An 18086-nucleotide genomic window follows, 5' to 3' on the forward strand; every position below is an offset into this window, starting at 1 on the left:
TTACCTGCGCAGGCAGGCTGTTCCCATGCACGAGGCCGCAGAGAATAAATATGGGCAGCGTGTCGGAATAGGATATATTTAAATAAAATAAGCAGCTTGCGGTGATTGCTGTTTATCCTGATATTTTTTGCGTAAAAATAAAATATCCCGGCAAAGTAATGTGCCGTGGCAGTTAGATTCACTAAGTCCGTGTTTTTTTAACAATGCTCTTTTGCGCTGGGATAAATTTCGGGTAGTCATATTTTTAATGAACAGAATACCGGCAGGAAGTTCCGGGCGACAGAAACTTTCCATGATCATTAAGTGTTCATCTTTCATACGCCAGGGAAATAGCGGTGTGGCGGATAGTTGGTGAATAATCTGCATGAAATCCTGGTCATCCACTTGTCTTGGCACAACCCATGGGAGTTCCCGAAGGGCGGCGGTGACATGGCAGAACGCGGGCATGAAGACGATTCGGCAGGAAACGCTGGAGGCGGCTTCAATTAATTTTCGGCGTATGCAAACATCATCAACGGCAATGATAACAATATCGCCACGGCACAGTGAGCGCGACAATGAGCGAACCGGTTGACGGCTAATATTTATGGTTTCTGCTGCGATATAGTTATTGCTGAGTATTGCCTGAGCGCCCAGCAAAAAATAGCTATCATCCGAAATGAGATAATGCTTCATTCTTTCCTCCTTGACATCACTCTCTATTACTTGAGTACAGAACGCTTCCCCATCCCCGAAAGCTAATGATGTATATTTTCTATAACCTGGATTTTACACAGATTAAATACGCGCCCGACAATCGTTTAAAACGATCGGAAATGATTATCGCGATAGCTGTTGACTATCGTAAATCGATAATTGATCGGGAAATTCAATGTTAAGAATAATCGCTAATTGTGTCACTCTTCATAATGTGTGCCGGGTCTGTTTTTTGAGCAAAAGTCAATAACTGACTGAATTGATACTCTACGACTGAATGGTAGCACGGATTATTCATCATTAATACTTTATGGTTTCGATGCTAAAATACTTAGAATGTATGTATGTTCGTAGGATTTTTCCTGGTAAATCAGAGTGTTTGCCGGAAAAAAATCAGAAATTATTCCTAAAAATCGAAGGTGATCGAGATCAAAATAAATTAAGAAAATTCTCCTGGACATTTCGGAGTAACGATAGTTTTAAGCCTGGCGTCGAAAGTTGTCTGATATGCGTTTTGACTGATCGGTCCAGTAATCAAGGGGGATTCAGGGGGGATTCGCAGAGGTCAGGTATCTGGAGGGGCAGAAAACGATACGGTAATACCGATTGTTTTTTAGGAGAAAAATCCTGATTTATCGTCATTTGAACCGCCGTTTTAGACGCTTGCGTCCACTTTGTTGAGGATGCCGGCCAGTCAAAGAGAAAATCGTTAGAGATGTTTCATTATGTAACTGCTTTCTCGCGTCGGGATAGCGGGTAACAGAACGCGTAAGCGGCGCCGTGAAGAGCAACACTTTCTCCGGTTGTCAGAATAGCGCTGCGCGACGGCAATATGACCAGCATCTGACCTGCCGCCGCCAGGGGAGGTCTCAGGGCGAGGCAGGGCAGGCGAACAGGCCGCGGCGCGGTGGGTCGCGGCGGAGGGAACCGCGACGCTTACAGGAGACTGGCGGCCTGGCGTTTTTGTTTTTCCTGATGCAGTTTTCTCAGAAAAAGAATATCCCGGCACAGCAATGTTCCATGGCAGTTAGCGTCGTTTAAACCATGTTTTTTTAACAATGTTCTTTTTAATTGCGATAAATTTCGGGTAGTCATCTCTTTGATAAACTGAAGATCGGCAAGGAAATCCGGTCGGCATAAAATCTCCATAATAAACAGATGCTCGTCTTTCATACGCCAGGAAATCAGCGTCTGGCCCGATAACCGGTTCATCACCTGGATAAAATTATCCCCGGACACCTGGCGTGGCAGTACCCACGGGAGATCCCCCAGCGCGGCGGTGACATGACGGAATGCCGGCATAAAGACGATACGGCAGGACACCCGCGAGGCGGCCTCAATCAATTTCCGGCGGGCATAAACATCATCCACGGCCACCACCACGATATCCCCCTGGCACAGCGTACGGGTTAATGTGCGTGGCGACTGGCGGCTGGTATTAATGGTTTCAGAAATAATATGGTTATCTCTGAGTATTGTTCTTGCGCCCAGTAAGAAATAGCTATTGTCAGAAATAAGATAGTGTTTCATACCTTCTCCCCTGGCGGTTATTTTCATGCCTTGTGTGACGTGTTATCGGCAAAAAACAGTGTGGCTTATCATCTGTTCAGAGCTTATACAGAAAGATATACAGACAACAATCGTTTTAAATACCGGAAAGACCGGCTGTAATAGCTTTTAGCTATGAGGTATTAATTATTAAAATGAAAACATTGCTTCAATTATGATTGCTATTTTTATTATAAAATATGATGTTTATTTCTTTGTTATTGGCGGTTTGTATTTTTTATCAGGAAAAACCGAACACAACCTATTGAAAGCAAAGCTACCGATTAAAACAGCGCGGAAATCCACAGACAATCAGGGCAGAATAATTCGCATTGTAAATATTCAGCGCTGGTGGATTGTCGCCGTTTTGTTTGTGCGAGCTATTGATGGGGGATGAACATATTTGCTGATTTTATCTTAATTATCGGATGTGATTGAGATCAAAACAGTCCAGGAAAATTTGTCGCTAGCGGCCATTGCGCCGTGGGTCTGATTAACTGAAAAAGAACCTGGCGCACGCGGGCGGTAAACTAAACCCCGGGGGCATCAGCGGATTCTCCCGGGGAGTGATAAGGGCGACGGCTGATTATTCCTGGCTTAGCTTCAGACCGACGTCACCGCCGGGGTGAACCGCCAGCAGGGTCTGACGATCGTAACCGCTTTGCGACATCAGGCAGGCGCAGGCGGCGTCAAAGATCGCCAGCACCAGAATAATTGAGGTGGTTGCCAGCATATTTAAGGGATCAATTTCCTGCTGTACACCGGTGGGGATCACCAACTGCGCCGCCCGGGCAATCGCCGAATGTGGATTTTCCGTCACGCTGATAATCTGCACCCCTTTTGCCTGTAGCGCAGGCAGTAGCCGGGTCAGCTCATCAGAATTGCCGCCCCGGGAGATCAGGATGACAATGTCATTGTGCTGGAGAAAACCGAGATCGCCGTGGGCGGCGTCAGTGGCGTTCAGATAGATCGCCGGGCGCTCCACGCAGGCCAGCATATGGGCTACTTTGCGCGCGGCGATGCCTGATGTCCCCACCCCGGTGACGGCGATTTTCCCCCGGCACTCCGCCAGCATCGTCAGTAGCGACGCCCAGCGCGTCGGGTCAAGGCGCTGGCTCAGTTGAGCCAGCTCGCTACTGTAGATCTGCCAGGCCGTGCAGGCCTGGCGCCATGGTTCGCTCATTCTCCCTCCTGCATCAACTGGCGATACTTCATATGGTCCTGATACATTTCGTGGAACACCCGATATTTGCGGTCATAGTACTGCTTGATGCGGTTGGTCTGCGGCGTCACCGTTTTCCCGATACGGCTCATGGCGGCCATCGCTTCCGGCAGAGTATCGAAGATACCGGCGGCGACGGTGCCCATCATGGCGCTGCCCAGCAGCATGGCTTCGCTCTCTTCCGGGAGTAGCATGGCGCAGCCGGTGGCGTTAGCGTGTTCCTGGACGAACACCGGGTTTTTGGTGCCGCCGCCGCTGGCCATGATGGTATCGATGCAGTAGCCGCTCTGGTTCATGGTTTCAATGATATGGCGGGTGCCCAGCGCAATCGCCTGTATGGTCGCCAGATACTGCAGCGCCATGTCCTCCGGGGTGCGCGACAGCTTCAGTCCGGAGATGGCGCCGGTCAGCGTCGGATTGGCGCGCGGCGAGCGGTTGCCGTGGAAATAGGGCAGGATATGGATGTCTTTGGTCAGGAAGGCGATATTCTCCGGTTCGCCGGCCATTTTGCGCAGCAGGGCGTTCAGGACTTCATAAATCGTCTGCCCGCTGGCTTTCCCCTGGGCGCGCAGGGTTTCATAGCAGGGATGTGACTGAATGATATGATCGATCAGCGCGCCGGTAGCGGACTGCCCGCCTTCATTCAGCCAGTAACCGGGCAGAATCGCGGAATAGTAAGGGCCCCAGATACCGCTGATAAAGCGCGCCGTTGGCGACATCGCCATATGACCGGTCGATGTGCCGCCGATCAGCGCGATGCGGCGGTTGAAATCGGCGACCTCCCCCGAGACGCCGCTGGCGCCGAGAATCCCCAGCGTACCGGCGTGGGCGTCGATAATCGACACGCTCACCGCCACGCCCGGCAGCAGCCCCATCTCGCTGGCGGCCCGCCGGGTCAGGCCGTGACCGAGCGGTTGGCCCATAATCTTCACATAGCGACCAATTTTCGCGGCGTCGTGTTCCAGCAAATCTTCCAGGCCAATCTGGCGGAAATAGCTGGTGTCCCAGCGGTCTTCGTGGCCCATATAGGTCCATTTACACACTGTGGAGCACAGCGAGCGGGTATCGTCCTCGGTGGCTCGCCAGGTCAGGAAGTCCGGGAGATCAAAAAAGTAGCCGGCGTTGGCCCAGGTATTGGGCATATGCTGCTTCAGCCACAACAGTTTTGGGGTCTGCATTTCCGGCGAGATAATCCCGCCCACATAGTCCAGTACCCGGTGGCGGGTGGCGTTAATCCGCTCGGCCTGGCTGATGGCCCGGTGATCCATCCAGACAATGATGTTCTGTTCACTGCGTCCGGATGGGCTGATGGTGAGCGGCTGCCCTTCTTTGTCCAGCACCACCAGCGAACAGGTGGCGTCAAATCCCAGCCCTTTCACCTGAATCGGGTTGATATCCGCCTGATTCATGGCATCGCGCACCGCATTGCATACCGCCTGCCAGATATTGTCGGAAGACTGTTCGACAAAATCGGCCTGTGGACGATAGAGTTCAATTTCCCGCGTCGCCTGGCCTACCATGCGGCCGCTAAGATCGAAGATCCCGGCCCGGGCGCTGCCGGTGCCCACATCCACACCAATAAAGTAACTTGCCATAACTTTTCTCCTGAAATCAGGCTTTTCGATTCTGTAATGCGATAAACAGGATCAGCACGCCGCCCCACAGGGCCATTGTCAGATAGCTGCTGATTCCCAGCAAATTGAAGCCGCTTTCCAGCATCTGCAGTACCACCAGCGCCAGCACCAGCCCGAGCACGCGTCCGAAGCCGCCGTCCGGGTTAATGCCGCCGAGCACCGAGGCCAGAATGGTCACCAACAGGTACGATTCGCCGTACCCGGCTTTGGCGGAGTTGAATTTCGCCATCATCAGGATGGCCGCGGCCCAGCCGAGCAGCGCCGAGATAACATATACCGAGATCTGCACCCGGGCGGTGTTGACCCCGCTGTAGCGGGTCGCCTGCTCGTTGGAGCCCACCAGATACAGGCTGCGCCCGAGGGTGGTATGCTCCAGCAGAACCCACAGCAGGATGGCGACGGCGATAAACAGCAGCAGAGCCACCGGAATGCCGAGGAGAGAGGCGTTGCCCAGATACTGAATTGCCGTCGGGAATCCGGAAATAACGGTGCCGTTGGACAACAGGATGTTGAGACCGGTAATAAAGGTCATGGTACCGAGGGTGGCGAGAATCGGCGACACCCCCACCCAGGCCACCAGCGCGCCGTTGAGGACGCCGATCGCCACGGCCACCAGAATGCCGGCCAGCAGCGCCAGTACCACAAACAGCGGATTATCCGGATGACTGACAATAATCGCCGCCATCACCAGCGAACAGGCGTTGGCGCCGGCGATAATCGACAGGTTGATGCCGCCGGTGAGCATGGTGATGCCCATACCGAGCGCCAGCATTCCGAGGATCGGCAACTGCGAGCCGATAGACTGGAAATTCGCCACGCTAAAGAAGCGGGTGCCCAGCAGGGCGGAGAAGATCACCGCCACCACCAGAATAATGATGCACTGAAGACGGATGATGGCGTCTCCGGGCAGGAATCGCGCGAAGGATTTCATCTTATAACTCCCTGGCCAGTTTGCGTTTTTCGTTCCATGCCGTGGCGCTGATGCTGAGCAGAATGATCGCGCCGCTGAATACGGTGTGCCAGTAGGAGGAGACCCCAAGCAGCGTCAACCCGTTCTGTAAAAACGCCAGCAGAATCACCCCCAGCAGCGTGCCGGTCAGGGTGCCGCGTCCACCGGTCATACTGGTGCCGCCGAGCACGACGGCGGCCAGCACGGTCAGCTCAAAGCCCAGCAGCGAGTTCGGGGCTACCGACTGGGTGATCTGCGCCTGTACCACGGCGGCGATCCCGGCGAGAATCCCCATATAGCCATAAACGTAAAAATGCAGCCGCATCAGGTTCAGGCCGAGGCGCGACGCCGCGTCGCGGTTGCCGCCCATGGCGTAAATCTGCCGCCCCAGACGGGTGTAGTTCATCAATACCGCGGTGAAGATAATCACGCCGCCCAGGCACAGCAGAGGGAGCGTCAGACCATAGTCGTAGCCGTCGGCGGCGGTGAACGAGAACCAGTTGATACCGTTCATGAACCAGTCCGGGAAACCGTACAGCCAGGTGCCTTTGGTGGCGTAAACCAGCAGGCCGAAATAGAGGTTCAGGGTGGCGATGGTGATAATGATGGCCGGTACCCGCAGCCAGTACACCAGGAAGCCGTTAATCAGCCCCAGCAGCAGCCCTACCGCCACGGCGATCCCCAGCGCCAGCAGGAAGTTGCCGCCGTGGGCGATCACCCAACTGGCCATCGCATACTGGGCGATGGCGGTCATCGCCGGAAACGAGATATCGATCCCGCCGGCGATCAATACCACAAACAGCCCGCAGGCGAGGATCCCGAGAATGGCGTAACTGGTGGCCATATCGGTCAGGTTGCCGAGCGTCAGAAACTCGTCGGTGCGCAGCGTCAGACCCACCGCCAGCGCCACAACCAGAAGCCCAAGCCAGAATTCATGTTGCCCGATCAGCCGGGACAGGCGTGAATTATTCATTGACCACCTCAGCAATCTCTTGTTCTGTGCAACTGTGCGGGAAGAACTCTGCGATCAGTTCCCCGCGGCGCATCACCAGCACGCGGTGACTGTTGTAATACGCTTCCGGGATCTCATCGCAAATCATCAGTACCGCCATGCCCTGCTGCGCCAGTGATTTGGCGATCTGATAGATCCCCTCTTTGTTGGCGATATCGACGCCGACAGTGGGGGAGTCGAGGATCAGGATTTGCGGTTGGGTCGCTACCCACTTGGCGATGGCGATACGCTGGGCGTTACCGCCGGACAGGGTTTTCACCGGCAGGGCGCTGTCGGAGACCTTAATGTTCAGCTCGCGGATCAGATCCGCCACCAGAATTTGCGCCTTGTGATGATCCAGCAGCCCGGCGCGGGTGCGTAGCTTATCGAAAACGGTGACGATGGTGTTGTCATAGATGGACTGCTCCATGATAAGCCCCTGCGTCAGGCGGTCTTCCGAGACATAGCCGATACCGTGAGCAATGGCGTCATGGTTGTTGCGCAGGGTCACCGGCTGGCCGTCGAGCAGTATCTCGCCGCGCTCGGGATGGGTCATGCCGAACAGGCTCATGCACAGTTCGGTGCGCCCGGCGCCGAGCAGGCCGACGATGGAGACGATCTCGCCGCGGCGCAGCGCCAGGTTAATGTCGTGATATTTCCCCTGGCGGCTCAGACCGCGCAGTTCCAGCAGCGGCGTCTGGCCGGCGAAGGATTTTTCCGCCAGCGGGGTGAAGTGGAAGCGTTGGCCGGTCATCAGCCAGGCCAGTTCGTGGCTGTCCAGTTCGCTGGCCGGCCAGGTGCCAACCAGTTTGCCGTCGCGCATCACACTGATGCGATCGGCCACCTCCATCACTTCGTCAAGACGGTGGCTGACGAAGACCACGCAGATACCGGCGGCTTTCAGTTCATTGACCACCCGCAGCAGGCCGTTCACCTCCTGGCGGGTTAATGAGGCGGTCGGCTCGTCCATAATCACCAGCCGGGCATCGGCGGCGATAGCGCGGCAGATGGCCACTAACTGACGGTCGGCGATAGAGAGTTTTTCGACTTTCTTATCCGGGTCGAGACTGACGCCGATCCGCTGCATGGCCGCCAGCGCCTGCTGGCGCATCGCCGAACGGTGTACCCAGACATCGCCGCCGGGCAGGTAGCGGTGAATCGCGATGTTCTCCGCCACGCTGAAGTTCGGAAACAGCGACAGATCCTGGTAAATGACCTGGATACCGTAGTGGGCGGAAAGTTGCGGCGTCAGATGGTGAAACAGTTTGCCGTCAAGGCTGATACTGGCGCCTTTTTCCGGCTGATAAACCCCGGAGATAACTTTGATAATGGTACTTTTGCCGCAGCCATTCTGGCCGGCAAGACAGTGAACTTCGCCTTTATCCAGCGTCAGGTTAACCTGATCCAGCGCCCGCACGCCGGGAAATTGCTTACTGATATTTTCAAGAGTGATAAATGCGCTGGTGTTTGCCATGGACAATACCCCTGCCTGCACCCCTGTAGGGTACTGTAATGAATACGGTGCGGAAGAGCCGGCCAGACGGCCGGCGTTCCGGTTTCCTGATGTTGGCTCCAGGCCTCAGAAACCGAGTGACTGTGCGTTATCTTTGGTGACTTCGAGAATTTTATTGAAGCGGATAACTTTCTTCTCCATGTCGACGTCGGCTTTACCCAGACCGTCAATGGTCAGGACCGGCGTCACTTCCTTGCCCTGCAGTAACTGGTCGGCGACGGTCACCAGCGCATAGCCGGCGTCCTTCGGATCCCAGAGCAGCGCTTTCTTGATATCACCGCGCATCAGGTATGGCGCAGCCTGAGCCGGCATGGCGATACCGACAACGGCGACTTTATCTTTAGCGCGTTTTTTCTGCACCGCCTGGCCTGCGCCGATGGGGCCGAGCGAGCCAAAGCCGATGACGCCCTTCATATCTGGATAGGTTTTCATTAGATCGAGCGTGGTGGCGTAGGACTTGTCGATACTTTCCGCCACCGGCAGACGCGTGGTGACTTCAAACATTTCCGGATATTTTTCTTTCTGGTATTTGATGGCGTAGTCAGCCCAGGCGTTGTGCAGCGGCACTGTCAGGGAGCCGACATAGATGGCGTAACCGCCTTTACCGCCCATACTTTTCGCCAGCTCATCGACATTGGCCTGAGCATATTTTTCACTGTCGATGGTCTCGATATCCCACTGGCCGATTTGCTGATCCGGCGATTCATGGGTCAATACCACAATGCCTTTATCACGGGCTTTTTTCAGCACCGGTTCCAGCACTTTGGCATCGTTAGGCACCACAATAATGGCGTTAACGTTTTTGGCGATCAGATCTTCAATCACTTTGACCTGTTGGGCCGGGTCCGGGGTGGAGGGGCCGGTCTGGTACGCGTTGACGTTCAGTTTTGTCGCTGCTTCATTGACGCCTGTTTCCATGCGGTTAAACCACGGAATGCCGGTGACTTTGGCGACCAGGGCGATTTCATATTTTTCTGCGGCAAACGACGGACCGGACAACATGCACGCAGAAACCAGGGTAGCGCTGAGTAATGCGAGTTTTAATTTCATGGTGGTACCTTAATCAGGACAGAGGTGTGTCACGGGAGGCAGATTATCGGGAAAGGGAAGAGCAGAGCTAACTCTGGTTGTGGAATTGTGACAAATGCCCGAAATAGTTAAATATTAATTAATTTATGGTTAAAATATGGTTTTATTTTCTCTCGGGAATGACTTTGTCATACATTTAATTGTTAAAATCAACGCCATTTAAAACAATTTTTTAATAAAAAATTTACAATTTGCATTTTTAGATGAAATGATCAGCGGCGGAATTCGCGCTTGAGAGAAAAGTTTTAACTAAATTTGTGAACTGAATCGTTCCATTATGCAGTCGCGGAAAATCAGCGGTGTGGCTTAAACTCCGGCTCTCCGACTGTGGCGACATGGAATAGGGTGTCAGCCCGTTTTTATGTAGCGCTTTCACTATTTGAGACGCGGAATTGACGATTTCCCGGCCCACAGAACGTTAAGGAAAGCGAATGTTTTTTTGTTTTATTCTTATTTTTGTTAATAACTTTTAATGCTATGTATATCTCTTTTTGCGATATATCATAAGGAAAAATCCTGGTAACTCACTTGCGTGAAAAGCGCTTTTGCGTTTATCTTAATCCAATAGATACAGTGAGTTGCAATAGCAGTGACGGCTGAATAATAGCCATCTCCATGGATCCGGTCAGTGATATTCATCGATAAATATTGAGGTGAGCTCATGGAGTACCTTATTGAAAACTGCTTATGTTACCGGCCGGATGATGGGGTACTCTGGCTGAGGGATAATAACCATTCTGATGATAAGGTTATTCTCACGGCGACATTAAACCGGCTGTTGCTGATACTTATCCGCCACCAGGGCGAAACCATGCGCCGCGAGGATATTCTGCGCTACGTGTGGGAAGACTATGGTCTGGATTCGTCCAATAATAGTCTGAACCAGTATGTGTCTATTTTACGCAAGATCTTCCTGCAATTCGGTTTAGGGAACTATGTGATTATCACTAAACCGCGCGAAGGGTTCTTCTTTTCTGATGAGATAACGGTTATCCCGGACCCGGCGGCAGGTGTAGAAACCGCTGATCCGTTAACCCCTGAATCCCGCAAGGCGACCAATCCCTTGTCCGACCCTGTTCGCAAGGTCGTTTCGTCGTCAGGGATCGTGTGGATACTGGTGACGTTTCTTTTTCTCGGCATATTACCGTTTCTCGCCTGGCACCTGGCGCGTTTTCACTCGGGGACAATCCCGGAAACCCGTACCGTGCGTATTGGCGAATACCAGGGGTGTGAGGTTAACTTTATCCCGGGCTATGGCAATACCGATACTCTGCCGCCGATGGCGCTGGTCAAAAAAGTGTATCAGACCTCCGGTATGACCTGCCATCCGCCAGGCATGATGTACTTCTATGCCGATGTGCGGTCCATCAATAACATCAAAGGAAAAGTATTTCTTTCAACCTGTACGCTGATTGGGAACCAACTGAGCGCCTGCCGAGAGTATATGGCCCATGACTGGGAGACCAAATGAAACGCTTAGTGTTGCGCTATCGGGAGCGATTTTTCCTCGTGCTGCTTATGCTTTCATCGCTGTTTCTGTGCGCCATCATTTATGATCGTTTTGATGAACGGGTGGATATCGCCTGTTCGGCGCACTTTACTCAGGAAAACAAAGTGGTGGACTATTACCTGAACATGAACGTTTTTTTTCACCTGAAAAAAGATGGCTCCGGGATGGTATCCCTGGATGGCGATGTGATGCACCAGGGCCGATACTACCATTTACGCCGCGATGTGTTGTTTGACTACACCGCTGAAGATAACAATATTTACCGAATTTATGCGCCCCATATTCTGAAGGCCGGACGGGATAACGTGCCGGATGTTGTGATGGGCAATAACTTTTTTTCGATTGCGCCGGATGCCGGACGCTTCTTCTCTGTTGTGCGCATCAAGAATGCCTATCTGATTGGTTCGCTTACTACGCCAGGGATGCTGTGCCGCTGACGCTTGTCGTACCTCTGTGCCCGCTTGCGCTGCGGACTGGTCGGCAAACGACGCTAACGACGACATTCCCTCCATTGGGTGATGGTGACAAACGGCTGCGGGGCATTTTATTACTTCTTTTGGGTTATAAAGTGAAAAAGATTGATTTAGTACATAAAAACGACAGCCAAAAAAAGGGATAACAAACAGCGGGTATTTTGCGGCGCCAGGAAATGTCAATGGCATTATTTACCAAATGCGCTGCTAAAAATACTGACTACCAGACGTTTTATCAGTGATGTTGTCAGGCATATTTGCCTCTTACCAGGAATAATCCCGGAGAACCCTCTTAATATGAGTGAAAATCCTGGGGGATAATAAATAAAATCATCCAGGAATATTCTCGCAATCTATTCTCATGCATTTTTTTCTGAAGTCATTTGTTGGTTATAGCATTGATTTTTATTGATTTTATTCTTTATTGTGTAATGAGAATTTTCTTGAGGCATGTCTGATGTGGTGCAAATTTCTGGTTTAATGGGCAATGGCTGATATAGTTGTCGTGCTTGCTGTTGTAAATGAAATTTTATACTGTGATTTGAAATTTGGCCGAGTTTTTTGCTCGTAATTGCTAAAGTGATAGATAGTTGTGTTTATTTTTGAACTTTAATTGCTATTATTTCCTCGCTCTCGGAAATACCCATAACTTACCTTTGTTATGTAATAAGGAATCGTTTTTGCGCTTATCCTTATGGAATAAATATATGGTAAGTCCCTCCGGTAAGTTGTGCTCCGGGATGGTTGTTATCCAGTAACTTTTAATATAACGGAATGTATTATGAAAATTAGCAAAATCGCATCTGCTGTTGTTCTCTCTATGGGTGTCGCTTCTTTCGCAGCTCAGGCCGATCAGGGAAGCGGTAAGGTCACTTTCTGGGGTTCCATCATTGATGCGCCCTGCTCAATCAAAAACGGTTTCGGCGATCAGCGCATCGAACTGGGCCAGATTTCCAATACTCACCTGGATAACGGCGGTATTTCTACTCCTCGTCCGTTTGATATTGAGCTGGAAAACTGTTCCTTTGAAGAAGACCCTGTAACTGGTGATCTGCTGTACAACACTGTAAAAGTGACTTTCGCTGGCGGTAACGTTCCGGGCGACATGTCTATGCTGGCTATCACTGGCCAGGCAGCTGGCGCTGGCGTGCGCATCCAGGACTACGCTGGTCAGCTGGTCACTCTGCTGCAGCCGACCGCAGGCCGTGGCCTGGGTATTGGTAACAACACCCTGAGCTTCAGCGCTTATCTGGAAAAAATCTCCACCGTTACTAATGTAACTCCGGGTGATTTCGAAGCTGTAACCAACTTTACCCTGGCTTATGAATAAGGCATAGCCTGTTCTCATGTAGCTTTATTCGGGCTGTGTTTACAGCCCGATATTCAGGAGCACAGTCATGGTAAATATTTTGCGTCCCCTGGCATTTGGTTTATTGCTGGGGTTGCCCTCTCTGGCTGTCGCAGAGATTCAGGGTTTGGGTTCTGTCACAATGAACGGTCAGATTCAGGAGTCGGCCTGCTCCATTCATACCGATGACGTCTGGCAGGAAATTCCGTTCGGCGTGATCTCTTATAACGATCTTAACCAGGAAGGCAAAGCGCTGACTAAGCCCTTTGCAGTACGTCTGGTGAACTGCGCACTGGAGCGCAGCAACGGTGATTTATGGCAGAGCGTGAATATCACGTTCGGCGGTGAAACCGAAGTATTCCGTCCGGATATTTTTCTGGTCCACGGCGAGGCGCAAGGGTTAGGGCTGCGTATTCACAGCCAGGCTGGCGATGTGGCCCGGGCAGGGGAGCCAATGCCAGAAGTAAGGCTGCAGAATGAAAATAACGAACTGCGCTATTTATTATCGGTGGTGCGTAACGGAAAAACGCTGACCGAAGGTGACTGGTACGGAATTATCCGTTTTATGGTGACCTATCAGTAACGAAAAAAATAAGGGCAGTGAATAAGAATATTCATGGCGACTTATCTTGCTTATTTTCGGAGTTGACGCTTTCCCACCGGTGAATTCCGGCAGGCAATAAATGGATTTAAAAAAATGAAAAAAAGCAGACCACCAGTTTACTACCTGCGGCGTCTGGGTATTTATATCTTTATTGCCATTTTTGGTTCCACATCACCGGTTCTGGCGGTAGAGTTTAATACAGATATTCTGGATGCCGAAGATCGCGATAATATCGATTTATCCCGCTTTGCCCGAGCCGGCTATATCATGCCGGGAACCTACACTCTGAGCATTCGCCTGAACGATCACGCTATTTCCGACCAGGAAGTGGTGTTCGTCGAACGAACTAAAGACGACCAACCCGTTGTGGAGGCGTGTCTTACGCCGCAGCAGGTGGATCTGCTGGGGCTGCGTGAAGACGCGCTGAAAATGATCGCGTGGCGCGACGATGGCCGCTGTGCCGATTTTTCCGCCCTTGATGGGATCGTCCTGCGCGGCGATCTGTCTGAATCCACTCTCTATGTCGCCGTCCCCCAGGCGTGGCTGGAATACCAGGACGCCTCCTGGCTGCCGATTTCCCGCTGGGAAAACGGTATTCCCGGGATGATGCTCGACTATAACCTGAACACTAACGTTACCTGGTCCCGTCAGGGCAACCAGAGTCAAAACGCCAGCGTCAGTGGCACCGCCGGGGCCAACCTCGGCGCCTGGCGTCTGCGCGGCGACTATCAGGGCAGTTATTACAATACCACCGGACGTTCCAACAGCAGTTCGAACAATTTCGACTGGAGCCGTTTCTACGCCTACCGGGCGCTGCCAGGCATCATGTCCAAACTGACCGTCGGTGAGGATTATCTTACTTCCGATCTGTTTGACTCCTGGCGCTACACCGGGGTGTCGCTGGTCAGCGATGAAAGCCAGCTACCGCCGAAACTGCGCGGTTATGCGCCCGAGGTGTCCGGTATCGCGCGCACCAACGCCAAAGTGATTGTCAGCCAGCAGGGACGGGTGATTTATGAAAGCACCGTGGCTGCCGGTCCGTTCCGCATTCAGGAACTGAGCAGCGCCCTCACCGGACGTATTGACGTGCGGGTCGAGGAGCAGGACGGCTCGGTGCAGACCTTCTCGGTGGATACTGCTCAGGTGCCTTACCTGACGCGTCCCGGCCAGTTGCGTTACAAGCTGACCAGTGGTCGTCCCCGCGACTATAACCACCGTACTGAAGGCCCGTACTTTGCCACCGGCGAACTGTCGTGGGGTCTGTCCAACGCATGGTCGCTGTACGGGGGCGGTATCTTCTCCCAGGACTATAACAGCGTGGCGCTGGGCGCCGGCCGGGATATGAACGCCTACGGTACCCTGTCCGCGGACGTTACTCACGCCAGCGCGCGCTTCCCCGGGGACAAGAATCGCCACGGACGTTCCTGGCGTCTCAGCTACTCCAAGCGTTTTGACGAAATCAGCAGTGAGGTGACCTTTGCCGGGTATCGCTTCTCGGAGCGTGATTACCTCACCATGGGGGAGTATCTGGACGTGCGTTACCGCGATGGTTATATGGGTAACAGCAAAGAGCTGTACACCATCCAGGCGACCAAGAACTTTGAAGATCTGCGCCTGTCGACCCATATCAACTGGTCGCATCAGACTTACTGGAACCGTCCGGATACCGATCGTTACAGCATTTCGCTGAACAAATATTTCGATCTCGGGGACTGGCGGCACCTGTCGGTGTCGCTCAACGCCGCGCGCAGCGAGTTCAACGGCAAAAAGGATGACAGCGCGTATATCTCGCTGACCATGCCGCTGGGCTCGGGCACCGCGGGCTATAACGGCAGCATGAGCCGCGATCGCTATGCGCAGAATGCCAGCTGGAGCCAGCGTCTGGATAACAACGACTATTACCGTATCAGCGCCGGTAACAGCGTCGGCGGTGGTCGGCCGACCCGCAGCCAGGCAAGTGGTTACTACTCGCATCTCGGCAGTATCGCGGATGTCACTACTAACTTTAACTGGGCCCAGAGCCAGTACACCTCCTTCGGGGTGTCCGCCAGCGGCGGTGTGACCGCGACCCTTGAAGGGGTGGCGCTGCACTCCGGCGGGGGGCAGGGCGGCACGCGGCTGATGGTCAGTACTGATGGCGTCGGCGGGGTGCCGGTGGGCTACCAGGGCTATACCAATGCCTTTGGTATTGCGGTCATTCCCGGGGTGCCGAACTACTACCGCACCAGCGCCGAGATTGACGTGAACCGTCTGCCGGACGATGTGGAGTCTGCCGGCTCGCCAATTGCGGAACTGGCCCTCACCGAAGGGGCAATTGGCTTCCGGCGCTTCGATGTGCTGAAGGGCGCCAAGGTGGTGGCGATTCTGAGTAAAGAAGACGGCAGTCATCCGCCGTTTGGCGCCACGGTACACAACGGCAAGTCGCGCGAGCTGGGAATGATCAGCGACGGTGGCCTGGCCTGGCTGACCGGGGTGAACCCGGATGAACGTTTAACCGTGCACTGGGGCGGAACTGCTCAGTGTGAAGTCGTACTGCCCCGGGTGATCCCTGCACAGCAGCTGTTGCTGCCCTGCAAGACCGTTTCCGGCGGCTGAGAAGGTAAATGGTGATGTTATGAAAGGACAAAAGACAGCGATGGTAGTGCTGCTGGGCAGCCTGGCGGTAGGTCTGGTGAATGAAGCTGATGCGGCAATCGCCCTGGACAGGACAAGGGCGATTTTTCCAGGTTCGGAAAAGAGTATTGCCCTGAACATTACCAATGACAGTACCTCTATGCCCTATCTGGCTCAGGGGTGGATCGAGGATGCTCAGGGCAAAAAGATCAGCGGTCCGCTGGTGGTAGTGCCGCCGCTGCAGCGCCTGGAGCCGCAGGGCAAGAGCATGATGCGTATCAACGCGCTGCCGGATGCGGCGTCGCTGCCTCAGGACAGGGAAAGCATCTTCTATTTCAACGTGCGCGAAGTGCCGCCGAAGAGCGATCGTCCCAACGTGATGCAACTGGCGCTGCACACCAAAATCAAGCTGTTCTACCGTCCGAAAGCCATTCTGCCGGAGAAGTACAGCCGCTGGGATAACCAACTGGTGCTGCACAAGGTGAGCGGCGGCTACCGGGTGGAAAACCCGACGCCCTATTACATGACAGTGATTGCTATTACCGCGGCGCCGAAAGTGGCGGTACCCAAAGGTTTCCAGACCGTGATGGTAGCGCCGAAATCCAGCGCTGTGGTACAGAGCGGGCAGTTCGCCACGCCGCACGTCACCACCATTAATGATTTCGGTGGTAAACCGACCCTGCCGTTCCGCTGCAGCGGCAATGTCTGTCGGGCCGAGGTGCCGAAGTCCTGACGGAACAAGTAACGGACGCTGAGCACAGGAGAAGCGTGATGAAACAAGGATTTGGCCGTACCACCCTGATGCTATGGCTGTTGACGGTCGGCGCAGTTTCCGTCGCCGGCGCCGCAAACTGGGATACTGACGGCCTGAATGGCGGTATTCGCGCTACCGGTACGCTGGTGGCGTCGCCGTGCGTGCTGCTGCCGGAATCGGCGGAGCAGGAGATCGATCTGGGCAGTACGGTTGCCTGGGGACTGGATAAACCCGGAGACGCCACTACGCCAGTGCTGGTGTATATCAAGCTCGACGGCTGTCCCGGGGAGTATCAGTTTATGCGCGATCATCAGCGGATGCGCAGTTCCACGGTACTTACCGGCCAGTCGGCGGTGAAAATGACGTTGTATGGCGAAGTGGAACCGACCGACGGACGTTTTTTTCGGATACATGGCGGGGTGACAGGCGTCGCGCTGCGCCTCAGCGAACGTAGCGGGGAACTTTTGAGGCCGGGGATACAAAGCCGTCCGCAGATCCTTACCCCGGGACGCAACGATCTGGTTATGCAGGCGCAGTTATGGCGTACCACAACGCCGCTGATGGCGGGTGAGTGGCGCAGCGTGGTGAATATCGGGCTGGAGTATGAATGATGGAAAGATATATGAAACGTACCCTCAGCCTGGCGGGGATCCCGCTGATGCTATTTGCTCTGGCGGGCGCGCCGGTTCAGGCGGATACCGATGTACTGTTTAGCGGAACGCTGATTGCCGATCCCTGTGAACTGCATGTCGATTCCGAGGATCAGATTGTTGATTTCCGCAATGTACCGTCCAAAACCTTTATTAAATATCACCGCAGTGAGCGGGAGCGTTTTTCCATCTGGCTGACCGAATGCGATCTGTCGCTGGGGGACACGGTCACTGTGACCTTTATCGGCGCTGAAGATGCCGACCAGCCAGGGATGTTTGCGCTGACCGGCGGCACCGCGGCAGGGATTGCTATCGCGGTAGAGGACATTGACGGTACCCCGGTGAAACCTAACGTACCGATGCGCCCGGCGGCGCTGTCGGCGGGGGACACGATACTGAATTTTCAGGCCTTTATTTCAGCTCCGGACCACAGCCGGGTGCGGGAAGGGGACTTTGAATGCGTGACAACTTTCCTGCTGGAGTATGACTGAG

17 protein-coding genes are annotated in these 18086 nt (G+C 53.7%); 9 read left to right on the top strand and 8 right to left on the bottom strand.

The features are described 5' to 3' along the window. Window positions 1-78 precede the first annotated feature (78 nt). Both AQ981_RS09055 and AQ981_RS09060 read right to left on the bottom strand, forming a co-directional pair. Window positions 79-675 carry a hypothetical protein gene (locus AQ981_RS09055; RefSeq protein WP_058911425.1) on the bottom strand — a complete coding sequence of 199 codons (597 nt, stop codon included), beginning with the start codon at window positions 673-675 and terminating at the stop codon, window positions 79-81. Between the two features lie 957 nt (window positions 676-1632). Next, window positions 1633-2226, bottom strand: coding sequence for a hypothetical protein (locus AQ981_RS09060; RefSeq protein WP_058911426.1), 594 nt, complete (start codon window positions 2224-2226; stop codon window positions 1633-1635). Window positions 2227-2419: 193 nt separating this feature from the next. On the opposite strand from AQ981_RS09060, the gene AQ981_RS09065 reads away from it, so the two are divergent. Beyond that, window positions 2420-2641 (top strand): hypothetical protein, encoded by a 222-nt coding sequence (locus tag AQ981_RS09065; RefSeq protein ID WP_058911427.1) that lies wholly within the window; start codon window positions 2420-2422, stop codon window positions 2639-2641. Window positions 2642-2830: 189 nt separating this feature from the next. Here AQ981_RS09065 and AQ981_RS09070 read toward each other — a convergent pair whose 3' ends face one another. The 6 genes from AQ981_RS09070 to AQ981_RS09095 form a co-directional block, all read right to left on the bottom strand. After that, window positions 2831-3427 (bottom strand): KpsF/GutQ family sugar-phosphate isomerase, encoded by a 597-nt coding sequence (locus tag AQ981_RS09070; protein ID WP_058911428.1) that lies wholly within the window; start codon window positions 3425-3427, stop codon window positions 2831-2833. Then, entirely contained in the window at window positions 3424-5061 is a 1638-nt protein-coding gene (locus tag AQ981_RS09075) for an FGGY-family carbohydrate kinase (RefSeq protein ID WP_058911429.1), read from the bottom strand. The genes AQ981_RS09070 and AQ981_RS09075 overlap by 4 nt, the downstream gene beginning before the upstream one ends. A 16-nt stretch (window positions 5062-5077) precedes the next feature. Next, window positions 5078-6031: an ABC transporter permease gene (locus AQ981_RS09080; protein WP_058911430.1), complete on the bottom strand. Its 954-nt coding sequence runs from the start codon at window positions 6029-6031 to the stop codon at window positions 5078-5080. Window position 6032: 1 nt separating this feature from the next. After that, complete coding sequence (locus AQ981_RS09085) at window positions 6033-7022, bottom strand: ABC transporter permease (RefSeq protein ID WP_058911431.1); 990 nt, start codon at window positions 7020-7022, stop codon at window positions 6033-6035. Beyond that, window positions 7015-8514: a sugar ABC transporter ATP-binding protein gene (locus AQ981_RS09090; RefSeq protein ID WP_058911432.1), complete on the bottom strand. Its 1500-nt coding sequence runs from the start codon at window positions 8512-8514 to the stop codon at window positions 7015-7017. Before AQ981_RS09090 ends, AQ981_RS09085 begins: the two co-directional genes overlap by 8 nt. A 105-nt stretch (window positions 8515-8619) precedes the next feature. Next, window positions 8620-9603, bottom strand: coding sequence for an autoinducer 2 ABC transporter substrate-binding protein (locus AQ981_RS09095; RefSeq protein WP_058911433.1), 984 nt, complete (start codon window positions 9601-9603; stop codon window positions 8620-8622). A gap of 700 nt (window positions 9604-10303) precedes the next feature. Between AQ981_RS09095 and AQ981_RS09100 the strand changes: the two genes are divergently transcribed. From AQ981_RS09100 to AQ981_RS09135, 8 genes are all read left to right on the top strand, one after another. Then, entirely contained in the window at window positions 10304-11113 is an 810-nt protein-coding gene (locus tag AQ981_RS09100) for a winged helix-turn-helix domain-containing protein (RefSeq protein WP_058911434.1), read from the top strand. Next, window positions 11110-11589, top strand: a complete 480-nt coding sequence (locus AQ981_RS09105) for a hypothetical protein (RefSeq protein ID WP_058911435.1) — start codon at window positions 11110-11112, stop codon at window positions 11587-11589. Before AQ981_RS09100 ends, AQ981_RS09105 begins: the two co-directional genes overlap by 4 nt. 817 nt (window positions 11590-12406) lie before the next feature. After that, window positions 12407-12955, top strand: coding sequence for a fimbrial protein (locus tag AQ981_RS09110; RefSeq protein WP_058911436.1), 549 nt, complete (start codon window positions 12407-12409; stop codon window positions 12953-12955). A gap of 67 nt (window positions 12956-13022) precedes the next feature. Next, entirely contained in the window at window positions 13023-13556 is a 534-nt protein-coding gene (locus AQ981_RS09115) for a fimbrial protein (RefSeq protein WP_058911437.1), read from the top strand. Between the two features lie 114 nt (window positions 13557-13670). After that, window positions 13671-16172, top strand: coding sequence for a fimbria/pilus outer membrane usher protein (locus tag AQ981_RS09120; RefSeq protein ID WP_058911438.1), 2502 nt, complete (start codon window positions 13671-13673; stop codon window positions 16170-16172). A gap of 19 nt (window positions 16173-16191) precedes the next feature. Continuing rightward, window positions 16192-16923, top strand: a complete 732-nt coding sequence (locus AQ981_RS09125) for a fimbria/pilus periplasmic chaperone (RefSeq protein ID WP_058911439.1) — start codon at window positions 16192-16194, stop codon at window positions 16921-16923. A gap of 38 nt (window positions 16924-16961) precedes the next feature. Further along, on the top strand, window positions 16962-17555 hold the full coding sequence (locus AQ981_RS09130) for a fimbrial protein (RefSeq protein ID WP_058911440.1): 594 nt from the start codon (window positions 16962-16964) through the stop codon (window positions 17553-17555). Between the two features lie 11 nt (window positions 17556-17566). Beyond that, complete coding sequence (locus tag AQ981_RS09135; protein WP_249226295.1) at window positions 17567-18085, top strand: fimbrial protein; 519 nt, start codon at window positions 17567-17569, stop codon at window positions 18083-18085. Window position 18086 lies beyond the last annotated feature (1 nt).

The organism is Entomohabitans teleogrylli, assembly GCF_001484765.1.
Classification (GTDB): Bacteria; Pseudomonadota; Gammaproteobacteria; order Enterobacterales; family Enterobacteriaceae; genus Entomohabitans; species Entomohabitans teleogrylli.

Bases quoted from the DNA above. Each gene is read 5' to 3' on its own strand.
- AQ981_RS09095 (WP_058911433.1), bottom strand. From the start codon at position 9,603: ATGAAATTAAAACTCGCATTACTCAGCGCTACCCTGGTTTCTGCGTGC.
- AQ981_RS09130 (WP_058911440.1), top strand. From the start codon at position 16,962: ATGAAACAAGGATTTGGCCGTACCACCCTGATGCTATGGCTGTTGACG.
- AQ981_RS09115 (WP_058911437.1), top strand. From the start codon at position 13,023: ATGGTAAATATTTTGCGTCCCCTGGCATTTGGTTTATTGCTGGGGTTG.
- AQ981_RS09110 (WP_058911436.1), top strand. From the start codon at position 12,407: ATGAAAATTAGCAAAATCGCATCTGCTGTTGTTCTCTCTATGGGTGTC.
- AQ981_RS09090 (WP_058911432.1), bottom strand. From the start codon at position 8,514: ATGGCAAACACCAGCGCATTTATCACTCTTGAAAATATCAGTAAGCAA.
- AQ981_RS09085 (WP_058911431.1), bottom strand. From the start codon at position 7,022: ATGAATAATTCACGCCTGTCCCGGCTGATCGGGCAACATGAATTCTGG.
- AQ981_RS09060 (WP_058911426.1), bottom strand. From the start codon at position 2,226: ATGAAACACTATCTTATTTCTGACAATAGCTATTTCTTACTGGGCGCA.
- AQ981_RS09070 (WP_058911428.1), bottom strand. From the start codon at position 3,427: ATGAGCGAACCATGGCGCCAGGCCTGCACGGCCTGGCAGATCTACAGT.
- AQ981_RS09125 (WP_058911439.1), top strand. From the start codon at position 16,192: ATGAAAGGACAAAAGACAGCGATGGTAGTGCTGCTGGGCAGCCTGGCG.
- AQ981_RS09080 (WP_058911430.1), bottom strand. From the start codon at position 6,031: ATGAAATCCTTCGCGCGATTCCTGCCCGGAGACGCCATCATCCGTCTT.
- AQ981_RS09055 (WP_058911425.1), bottom strand. From the start codon at position 675: ATGAAGCATTATCTCATTTCGGATGATAGCTATTTTTTGCTGGGCGCT.
- AQ981_RS09075 (WP_058911429.1), bottom strand. From the start codon at position 5,061: ATGGCAAGTTACTTTATTGGTGTGGATGTGGGCACCGGCAGCGCCCGG.
- AQ981_RS09135 (WP_249226295.1), top strand. From the start codon at position 17,567: ATGAAACGTACCCTCAGCCTGGCGGGGATCCCGCTGATGCTATTTGCT.
- AQ981_RS09100 (WP_058911434.1), top strand. From the start codon at position 10,304: ATGGAGTACCTTATTGAAAACTGCTTATGTTACCGGCCGGATGATGGG.
- AQ981_RS09105 (WP_058911435.1), top strand. From the start codon at position 11,110: ATGAAACGCTTAGTGTTGCGCTATCGGGAGCGATTTTTCCTCGTGCTG.
- AQ981_RS09065 (WP_058911427.1), top strand. From the start codon at position 2,420: ATGATTGCTATTTTTATTATAAAATATGATGTTTATTTCTTTGTTATT.
- AQ981_RS09120 (WP_058911438.1), top strand. From the start codon at position 13,671: ATGAAAAAAAGCAGACCACCAGTTTACTACCTGCGGCGTCTGGGTATT.